The sequence below is a fragment of the Cellulomonas avistercoris genome, from assembly GCF_014836445.1.
Lineage (GTDB): Bacteria > Actinomycetota > Actinomycetes > Actinomycetales > Cellulomonadaceae > Cellulomonas > Cellulomonas avistercoris.
The window spans coordinates 22803-30716 of sequence record NZ_JACSQV010000023.1 but is presented as its reverse complement, the minus strand read 5'-3'; the positions used below and the strand labels follow the sequence as shown (position 1 = coordinate 30716).

Annotated in this window: 9 protein-coding genes; 7 read left to right on the top strand and 2 right to left on the bottom strand. The window is 75.9% G+C overall.

The features are described from left to right. Nucleotides 1-2049, bottom strand: a 2049-nt coding sequence (locus H9657_RS18300) for a glycosyltransferase (protein ID WP_191784871.1), incomplete at its 3' end; no start/stop codon positions are given. A gap of 90 nt (nucleotides 2050-2139) precedes the next feature. Beyond that, nucleotides 2140-2460 carry a WhiB family transcriptional regulator gene (locus H9657_RS18295; RefSeq protein WP_318241597.1) on the bottom strand — a complete coding sequence of 107 codons (321 nt, stop codon included), beginning with the start codon at nucleotides 2458-2460 and terminating at the stop codon, nucleotides 2140-2142. Nucleotides 2461-2801: 341 nt separating this feature from the next. Between H9657_RS18295 and H9657_RS18290 the strand changes: the two genes are divergently transcribed. Genes H9657_RS18290 through H9657_RS18260 form a run of 7 tightly spaced genes read left to right on the top strand, consistent with a single transcriptional unit; the run spans nucleotide 2802 to nucleotide 7912 of the window. Next, nucleotides 2802-3086 (top strand): hypothetical protein, encoded by a 285-nt coding sequence (locus tag H9657_RS18290; protein ID WP_191784870.1) that lies wholly within the window; start codon nucleotides 2802-2804, stop codon nucleotides 3084-3086. Then, on the top strand, nucleotides 3083-4246 hold the full coding sequence (locus H9657_RS18285) for a glycosyltransferase family 2 protein (protein WP_191784869.1): 1164 nt from the start codon (nucleotides 3083-3085) through the stop codon (nucleotides 4244-4246). The genes H9657_RS18290 and H9657_RS18285 overlap by 4 nt, the downstream gene beginning before the upstream one ends. Next, the gene (locus H9657_RS18280; RefSeq protein ID WP_191784868.1) at nucleotides 4243-5049 is read left to right on the top strand and encodes an FkbM family methyltransferase; all 807 of its coding nucleotides are present in this window, start codon (nucleotides 4243-4245) and stop codon (nucleotides 5047-5049) included. Before H9657_RS18285 ends, H9657_RS18280 begins: the two co-directional genes overlap by 4 nt. 36 nt (nucleotides 5050-5085) lie before the next feature. After that, nucleotides 5086-5799 carry a TIGR03089 family protein gene (locus tag H9657_RS18275; protein WP_191784867.1) on the top strand — a complete coding sequence of 238 codons (714 nt, stop codon included), beginning with the start codon at nucleotides 5086-5088 and terminating at the stop codon, nucleotides 5797-5799. Nucleotides 5800-5853: 54 nt separating this feature from the next. Continuing rightward, nucleotides 5854-6741 (top strand): glucose-1-phosphate thymidylyltransferase RfbA, encoded by an 888-nt coding sequence (gene rfbA, locus H9657_RS18270; protein ID WP_191784866.1) that lies wholly within the window; start codon nucleotides 5854-5856, stop codon nucleotides 6739-6741. A 17-nt stretch (nucleotides 6742-6758) separates the two neighbouring features. Then, nucleotides 6759-7376: a dTDP-4-dehydrorhamnose 3,5-epimerase family protein gene (locus tag H9657_RS18265; protein ID WP_191784865.1), complete on the top strand. Its 618-nt coding sequence runs from the start codon at nucleotides 6759-6761 to the stop codon at nucleotides 7374-7376. After that, nucleotides 7373-7912 (top strand): hypothetical protein, encoded by a 540-nt coding sequence (locus tag H9657_RS18260; protein WP_191784864.1) that lies wholly within the window; start codon nucleotides 7373-7375, stop codon nucleotides 7910-7912. Before H9657_RS18265 ends, H9657_RS18260 begins: the two co-directional genes overlap by 4 nt. Nucleotides 7913-7914 lie beyond the last annotated feature (2 nt).

Below are 7914 nucleotides of genomic sequence, written 5' to 3'. Positions count from 1 at the left end.
GTCCTGCGGCACCTCGGTCGCCTCGGTCACCACCCGCCGGGGCCGTGCGAGCGGCAGCGCGCCGGACGCGGGCCCACGCGGGTGGGGTACCGCGATGCCGCGCACCGGGGTGGCGACGTCCACCTCGGCGTGCACCGCAGCGGCGTCACCGGTGACGTCGGGCGCGGCGTGCCGGCCCGTCTCGGGGCCCCCGAGCCCGAACCGGCGCACCGCCGCCTCCTCGGCCCGCGCGGCGGCGAGGGCGTCGGCGTGGGCGTCGGCCTCGGAGCGCACGGCCGTCGCGACGCCCGGGAGCACCTGGTCCACGCGCTGCACGCCGACGGCGCGTGCGATGCCCAGCGCGACCCACGGCAGCGCCGCGTGGGCCAGGACGGCGCCCAGGCGGCCCGAGCCGACCGCGAGCAGCAGCGCGGGCGCGCTCGCCCACACGCACGCCGCCCAGGCGCGCACCCCGACCGACCGCGTCGCGGCACCGGCCGCCGCCCAGGCACCCAGTCCGGACAGCACGACGGCCCCCAGCACGACGACGCCGACCGCGGCACCGAGGTCGCCGCCGAGCAGCGCGGCCGCGGGCACGAGCACCACCAGCAGCGGGTCGGCGGGCCCGGGCGCGCCCAGCCCGCCCGCGACCCAGCCCGAGGTGGCGGCCGTCCACACGTCCGCGAGGTCCGTGGTCGCGCGGGCGAGGGCATCGCCCACGAGCGAGCCACCGGACGTCACGACGCCGACGAGCCGGCCGACGGCGACGGCACTCAGCAGCGCGAGGCCGCCGACCAGCACGGCACCGACCAGGCGCCGGCGCGTGGCCAGGACGGCGAGCTCGCGCAGCTCGAGCTCGCTCGGCGCCCGCACGACACGGCGGGACTCGCGGCGCGCGAGGCGGCGGTCGCGCGCCTGCTGCCACACGTCGCGCCACGCGGCCTGCAGCGGCCGCAGCGTGCGCCGCGGGACGACGCGGGTGACGTGCGAGCGACGCCGCGCACGCACGACGGGACCGGGTCGGAGCAGCATGAGCAGGGCCACGCGCAGCTCGGCGACGGCGAGCTCGGGCCGCTTGCCCGCGAGCTGCCCGAGCCCGCGCAGCACGGCCGCGCCCAGCATGACGAGCGCGACGAGGGGGACGAGGGGCAGCGGCGCCCACGCGAGCCGCGAGTGCAGCAGCGCGCGGCGGCGGCCCGCGAACGAGCGCGTCGGGTCCGCGGCGTCGGGCTCACCGTCACCGTCGAGGTCCACGTCGGCCACGCCGTCGTCGGCGCCCGCGGGCCCGCCGCGCGCGGGACGCAGCCCGTGGTAGGCGGCCTGCGCGTGCCGGACGACCGCCGTCGGCACGACCACCACGCGGTGCCCGGCGAGCCGCGCGCGGCGCGACAGGTCGAGGCCGTCGCCGAACGGGCCGAGCGCCGGGTCGGTACCGCCGAGGACGTCCCAGACGTCGCGCCGCACGAGCGAGCCCGCGAGACCCACGCCGAGCACGTCGGTGCGCCCGTCGTGCTGCCCCTGGTCGAGCTCCCCGGGCTCGACGTCGGTGACGCGCCGGCCCGAGAGCGTCGTGCGCACACCGACCTCGAGCAGGCGCTCGGGGTCGGTCCAGGTCCGCTGCTTGCAGCCGGCCACCGCGACCGACGGCGCGTTCGAGACCGTGCGCACCAGGCGCGCGAGCGCCTCGGGCGCCGGCGCGCTGTCGTCGTGCAGGAGCCACAGCCAGGGGCTCGGACGCTCGTCGACGGCCTCGGCGAGGACGGCCAGACCCGTGCGGACCGCGTCGCCGAACGTCCGGGCCTGCGGCGCGCGCACCGTCGAGAGCCGGGGTGCGGGTGCGGCGACGCCCGCGAACGCCGCGTCGAGGACCGGTCCGAGCGGCGGGCCGGTCTCGGGCCCGACGTCCACCAGGAGCACGCGCAGCGGTCGGCGGACCTGCTCGGCGACGGCGCGCAGCGTCGTCTCGAGGTAGGCCGTGCGGCCACGGGTCACGACGACGGCGGTGACCGGTGTCGTCACCGGGACCGCTGCGGTCGTGATGGGGTCCACAGGGGACAGCGTGTCAGTCATGCTCGCGCCATCATGCCGTCGCGGCGGCGCGTGCTCCCGGAGGCGGTCCGGGCGCGTCGCGCCCCGGACCTCGCCCGCACGCGTGCCGGCTCAGACCACGCGCCGCTTCAGCTTGCGGCGCTCGCGCTCGGACAGCCCGCCCCAGATGCCGAAGCGCTCGTCGTTCTCGAGCGCGTACTCCAGGCACTCGGCCCGCACCTCGCACTGCGTGCAGACCTTCTTGGCCTCGCGCGTGGAGCCGCCCTTCTCGGGGAAGAACGCCTCGGGGTCCGTCTGTGCGCACAGCGCACGCTCCTGCCACCCCATGGGGCCGTCGTCCTCGGGCGCGCCGAAGAGGGCGAGGACGTTGCCGGCGGGAGCGGGCGTGGCGACGTCGGTGGGGAAGCTCTCGTCGTCGAGAAGGTGCCACATACGTGCCTCCGCGGATGTCGTGCTCGGTGTGCTCGTGCCGGTCGGTGGTCCTGCCGGTGCGTCGTCGTGCGGTGCAGACCACGCGTCCGACCGGTGGTGCGGCGCGGAGGCCGCGACGTCACGTCATCGAACCAGTTCTCAAGAATTACACGCGTGTCGTTCGTCATCGTCAACCGGAGACGTGCTAGATGCCCGAATCCTCCCGGGTGAACTTGGCACTCCCCGGAGTGTCGCTCCCGGCGCGTGCGTCAGCCGTGCCCATCGGGGGTGCTGCCCCGTCCGCGAGGGCGGCGGCTAGCATGCCGGAGACGCACCGGCGCGCCCTCACGGCAGGAGCCCACGTGAACCAGGACTCGACGGACCGGCGGACACTCTCCCCCGAGCTGCTGGCCGACCTCAGCCTCGAGCAGGCGCTCGTCGATGCCGAGGCCGCCCGGGCCCGGCTCGCCGACGCCCTCGACCGGTCGACCACGCTCGAGGCCGACGCACTCCGGCTGCGCGCGGAGGTGGGCAACCTGCAGCTGCTGCTGTCCCAGGAGCGCCACGACCTGGCGGCCCTGCGCGCCTCCCGCTCCTACCGCCTCGCCCGTGCGCTGTCGCGCGTGGTCGCGCCGTTCGCGCGATGACCACGGGAACCCTCGTGTGCCTCGTCGTCGACGGCACGACCGACCCCGGACCCGGTGTGCGCGCGGCCCGGAGGCTGCACGACGTCGACGGCCGCGGTGTCGACGTGCTCGTCCTCGACGACCGCCCCGACGCGGGTCCGGCCGACACGCTGACGACCCTGTGCCGGGAGGAAGGGACCTCCCTCTACCGGTCGCCGCGACCGCTGGGGGCCGTCCCCGCGGGCAACCTGGCGCTCGCCGCGGCACGGGCCTGCGGGCACGACATGGTGGTGCTCGCCGACGCGGGGCTGGTGCTCGCCGGTGGCGCCGTCGCTGCGCTCCGGCAGGGTGCGGGCACGGACGTCGCGTGCGTCTGCGCCTGGTCCGACGACGCGGGCGAGTACTCGATCCACCTGGGTGACGCCGCCGACCGGTACGTCGAGCGCGATGCCGTCGACTGGCTGGCGGCCGTCCTGGGCGAGGCCATGGGCGACGACGCGTTCGACGTCCCGCTCGTCGTGGGCGCCTGCACCGCCTTCAGCACCGCGGCGGTCGCCACCGTCGGCCTTCTCGACACCGCCTACCCCGACCTCGCGACCGCGACGGCGGACTGGTCGCTGCGCGCCCGTGCCTCGGGGCTCCACACCCGGCTCGCACCCCGCGCGCTGGCGGTCCGGTCCGGGGGCGTCCCGACGACCGGGGGGACCGACGGGCTCGGCCGGTACGTGACCGGTCCCGTCGAGGGCCGCGGCTGGCGCCTCGTCCGGCAGCGCTTCCCCCAGGTGCCGGACCAGCTGGACGCGTTCCGCACGTCCCGCCTCGTCGAGAACGCCCGGTACGGCGCCGCGCGCCACGTCGTCGTCGCGGGCGCGCGTCGGCACGGGTGGACGATCGACGTGGGCCGGGACCCGGGGGCCGACGACTGGACGACCGCGCGCTGCCACGTGCGACCCGACGACCCCGCGACCTGGACCGTCCGGTTCCGCGGCCAGCACCTGCTGCGCAGGGCCGAGGCGGGCGAGGACGTCGAGGTGAGCCTGACCGAGCTCTTCGTCCGCCGTCCCGACGCGCTGGCGGCGGACGCGGAGGACCCCGCCGCCGCCGAGCTCGTGGCACGGGTGGCCCGACGCGTCGCCACCGCGCACGTCACCTCCGGCGACGCCGCCGGAGGTGACGCATGACGGGCGACCGCACGCCCCGGACCCGGGGCCGCCTGCACCGGCCCGCGGCCCACCCCGACGTGCCGGGCACGACCCGGGTCCGCACGGACGCCGGTCCCCTGCTGCTGCACGCCGACGACGGCATCATGCTCCCCTACCTGCGAGGTCACGCGACGTGGGAGCCGGCCGTGGGGGCGCTCCTGCGTCGCGTCGTGCGTCCCGGCGCCACCTTCGTCGACGTCGGGGCGAACGTCGGGTACTTCACCCGTCTCATCGCGACGACCTGCTCGCCACGACGCATCCTGGCCTTCGAGCCGCACCCCGCGATCGTCCCCGTCCTGCGACGGAACGTGGCCGGCCTCGCTCCGGCGGTGGAGGTCCACGCGATCGCGCTCGGCGCGCACGAGGCGCGCGTCTCGTTGCGCTCGACGGAGCACAACATCGGCGACACGCGCGTGAGCCTCACGTCCGCGCCCGACGACGTGCAGGCCCCCATGCGCCGATTCGACGACGTCACGCGCGGGCGCGTGGACGTCGTGAAGATCGACGTGCAGGGCTTCGAGGCCGAGGTCCTCGAGGGCATGACCCGCACGATCGCGGCCAACCCCCAGATGGTGGTGGTCGCGGAGCTGTGGCCCGCCGCGCTCGTGGAGCGCGGCGTGCGACCGCAGGACGTGCTCGCCGGGTACCGCGCCGCGGGCTTCGAGGTGCACCTGCTGCACGGGGGCGCGCCCCTGCGGACCACCGACGCCGAGATCCTCCACCACGCCGCCACGGTCGGTCCCGACGGCCAGGCCGACATCGTCCTGTACCGACCGCTGTGAGCGGCGCGGACGAGCCGGTCGACTAGCCTCGGGCACGTGCCCGCCGCGTCCCCTGCCACCCCTCCCACGAGCCTCGAGGACGTCCTCGCCCTCGTCCAGCGCGAGCCGGGCCGCCCCCGCGTCACCTGGTACGCGGTCGACGGCGAGCGTGTGGAGCTGTCGGGGGCCGTGCTGGCCAACTGGGTCACCAAGACCACCAACCTCCTGGTCGAGGAGTTCGACGCGGCCCCGGGCACGCGCGTCCTCGTCGACCTGCCGGCGCACTGGCGCACCGTCGTGTGGTGCTTCGCCGTGTGGCGCGCGGGCGCGTGCGTCGTGCTCCCCGGTGCGACGGGTCCCGTCGACCTGGTGGTGACGTCCGAGCCGTCGCGTCACCCCGGGGCGCGCGACCTGGTGGCGGTCGCGCTGCCGGCCCTCGCGCGCCGCTGGCCCGGCGACCTGCCCGCCGGTGCCGTCGACGCCGCGTCGGCCACCATGACGTACGGGGACGTGCTGGGCTTCGTCGCGCCGCGCGACCCCCGCGCGGACGCGCTCGACGACGGGAACGCCGTCGTGGCGCACGACGCGCTCGTGCGGGCGGCCCTGCCTCCGTCCCGCGCCGTCGTCACGGGCGACGCCCGCACGGTCGTGCTGCGCACGCTCGAGCTGCTCGCCGGGGACGGCTCGGCGGTCGTCCTCGACGCCGACGTCGCCGCCGACGAGGTGCGCCGCGCGCGGCTGCTGGAGCAGGAGCGCGCCGGCACCGCCTGACGCGACGGCACGGGGTGTGCCCGCCGCACCGCCCCGGGCTGCAAGAATGGCGACATGCGTGGAATCATCCTGGCCGGCGGATCTGGCACACGACTGCATCCCATCACCCTCGGAACGAGCAAGCAGCTCGTGCCCGTGTACGACAAGCCGATGATCTACTACCCCTTGTCGACGCTGATCCTCGCCGGGATCCGCGACGTGCTGGTGATCACGACACCGCACGACGCGTCGCAGTTCGAGCGTCTCCTCGGGGACGGCTCGCAGTTCGGCATCTCCATCTCCTACGCGGTCCAGGCGGAGCCCAACGGTCTGGCGCAGGCGTTCGTCCTGGGCGCCGACTTCGTCGGATCCGAGGAGGTGTCGCTGGTCCTCGGCGACAACATCTTCTACGGCCCCGGCCTCGGCGGCACGCTGCAGCGGTTCAACGGCATCGAGGGCGCTGCAGTGTTCGCCTACCGCGTGGCCGACCCGACCTCCTACGGCGTCGTGGAGTTCGACGCCTCCGGGCGCGCGCTCTCGCTGGAGGAGAAGCCGACCGCGCCGAAGTCCTCCTACGCCGTCCCTGGGCTGTACTTCTACGACAACGACGTCGTCGCGATCGCGCGTGACCTGAAGCCGTCGGCCCGCGGCGAGTACGAGATCACCGACGTCAACCGCACCTACCTCGAGCAGGGTCGCCTGCAGGTCGAGGTGCTCCCCCGCGGGACGGCGTGGCTCGACACGGGCACCTTCGACTCGCTGCGCGACGCCACCGACTTCGTCCGCACGATCGAGCTCCGCCAGGGCCTCAAGGTCGGCTCCCCGGAGGAGGTCGCGTGGCGCGCCGGCTTCCTCTCCGACGCCGAGCTCGCCGAGCGCGCGCAGCGGCTCGTGAAGTCGGGCTACGGGCAGTACCTGCTCGGCCTGCTCGACGCCGAGCGTCCGTCGTCCACCCCCCGCTGACCTCCAGGAGCACCGCCATGACCTACCGCGAGCTCGCCGTCCCCGGCGCGTACGAGATCACCCCGACGCAGCACGGCGACCCGCGCGGCGTGTTCCTGGAGCTCTTCCAGGGGTCCGCCTTCGCCGCGGCCACGGGCCACCCGCTCACGCTGGCACAGGCCAACCTGTCCGTCTCGGCCGCGGGGGTCCTGCGCGGCATCCACTTCGCCGACGTGCCCCCGGGGCAGGCCAAGTACGTGACCTGCCCGAAGGGCGCCGTGCTGGACGTCGTGGTCGACCTGCGCGTCGGCTCGAGCACGTTCGGCCAGTGGGACTCGGTGCTGCTCGACGACGTCGACCGCCGCGCGATCTACCTGTCCGAGGGCCTGGGGCACGCGTTCGTCTCGCTCGAGGACGGCTCGACGGTCACCTACCTGTGCTCGACGGGGTACTCCCCCGGACGCGAGCACGGCATCCACCCGCTGGACCCGGAGGTGGGCATCGCCTGGCCGACGACGGCACGCGACGGCTCGCCGCTGACCTACCAGCTCTCGGAGAAGGACACCGCGGCGCCCGGCCTCACCGAGGCGCGCGAGTCGGGCCTGCTCCCCCGCCAGGAGGACGTGGACGCCTGGCTCGCGAGCCTGCGCGGATGAGGTCGACCGCACGGCACCTGGGCCTCGCGGCTCCCGTCGTCCTCGCACTGCTCGTGGCGGGGTGCACCACAGCCACGCCGGAGCCGGGCCCGTCGACGACCTCGACGGCCCCGTCACCGACGACCGCCGCACCGTCGACCCCCGCGTCGACCGGCTCACCGGACGCCGGCCCCACGCCCGACGCGAGCGCGCCCGCCTCCCCCACGGGCGACGCCGCGCCGGTCCCGGAGGCCCCGGACGACGACGCCCCCGTGATCACGAACGCACGCTTCGCGCCGGACACCCAGGAGCTCGAGGTCACGGGCTACGTGCCCGCGGTGCACGACGGCGGGACGTGCGAGCTCGTCGCGACACGCTCCGCCGCGACCGTCCGGGCCTCCCGCGACGCGGCTCCCGACGCGACCACGACGGCGTGCGGCACGCTGGTCGTCGCGCGCGACCAGCTGACGGCCGGCACGTGGAGCGTCCGGCTCGCCTTCACGCCGCCCGGCGGGAGCACGATCGTCTCCGCGTCCCGCGAGGTCGCCGTCCCCTGACC

Bases quoted from the DNA above. Each gene is read 5' to 3' on its own strand.
- H9657_RS18295 (WP_318241597.1), bottom strand. From the start codon at position 2,460: ATGTGGCACCTTCTCGACGACGAGAGCTTCCCCACCGACGTCGCCACG.
- H9657_RS18265 (WP_191784865.1), top strand. From the start codon at position 6,759: ATGACCTACCGCGAGCTCGCCGTCCCCGGCGCGTACGAGATCACCCCG.
- H9657_RS18280 (WP_191784868.1), top strand. From the start codon at position 4,243: ATGACGGGCGACCGCACGCCCCGGACCCGGGGCCGCCTGCACCGGCCC.
- H9657_RS18260 (WP_191784864.1), top strand. From the start codon at position 7,373: ATGAGGTCGACCGCACGGCACCTGGGCCTCGCGGCTCCCGTCGTCCTC.
- H9657_RS18285 (WP_191784869.1), top strand. From the start codon at position 3,083: ATGACCACGGGAACCCTCGTGTGCCTCGTCGTCGACGGCACGACCGAC.
- rfbA (WP_191784866.1), top strand. From the start codon at position 5,854: ATGCGTGGAATCATCCTGGCCGGCGGATCTGGCACACGACTGCATCCC.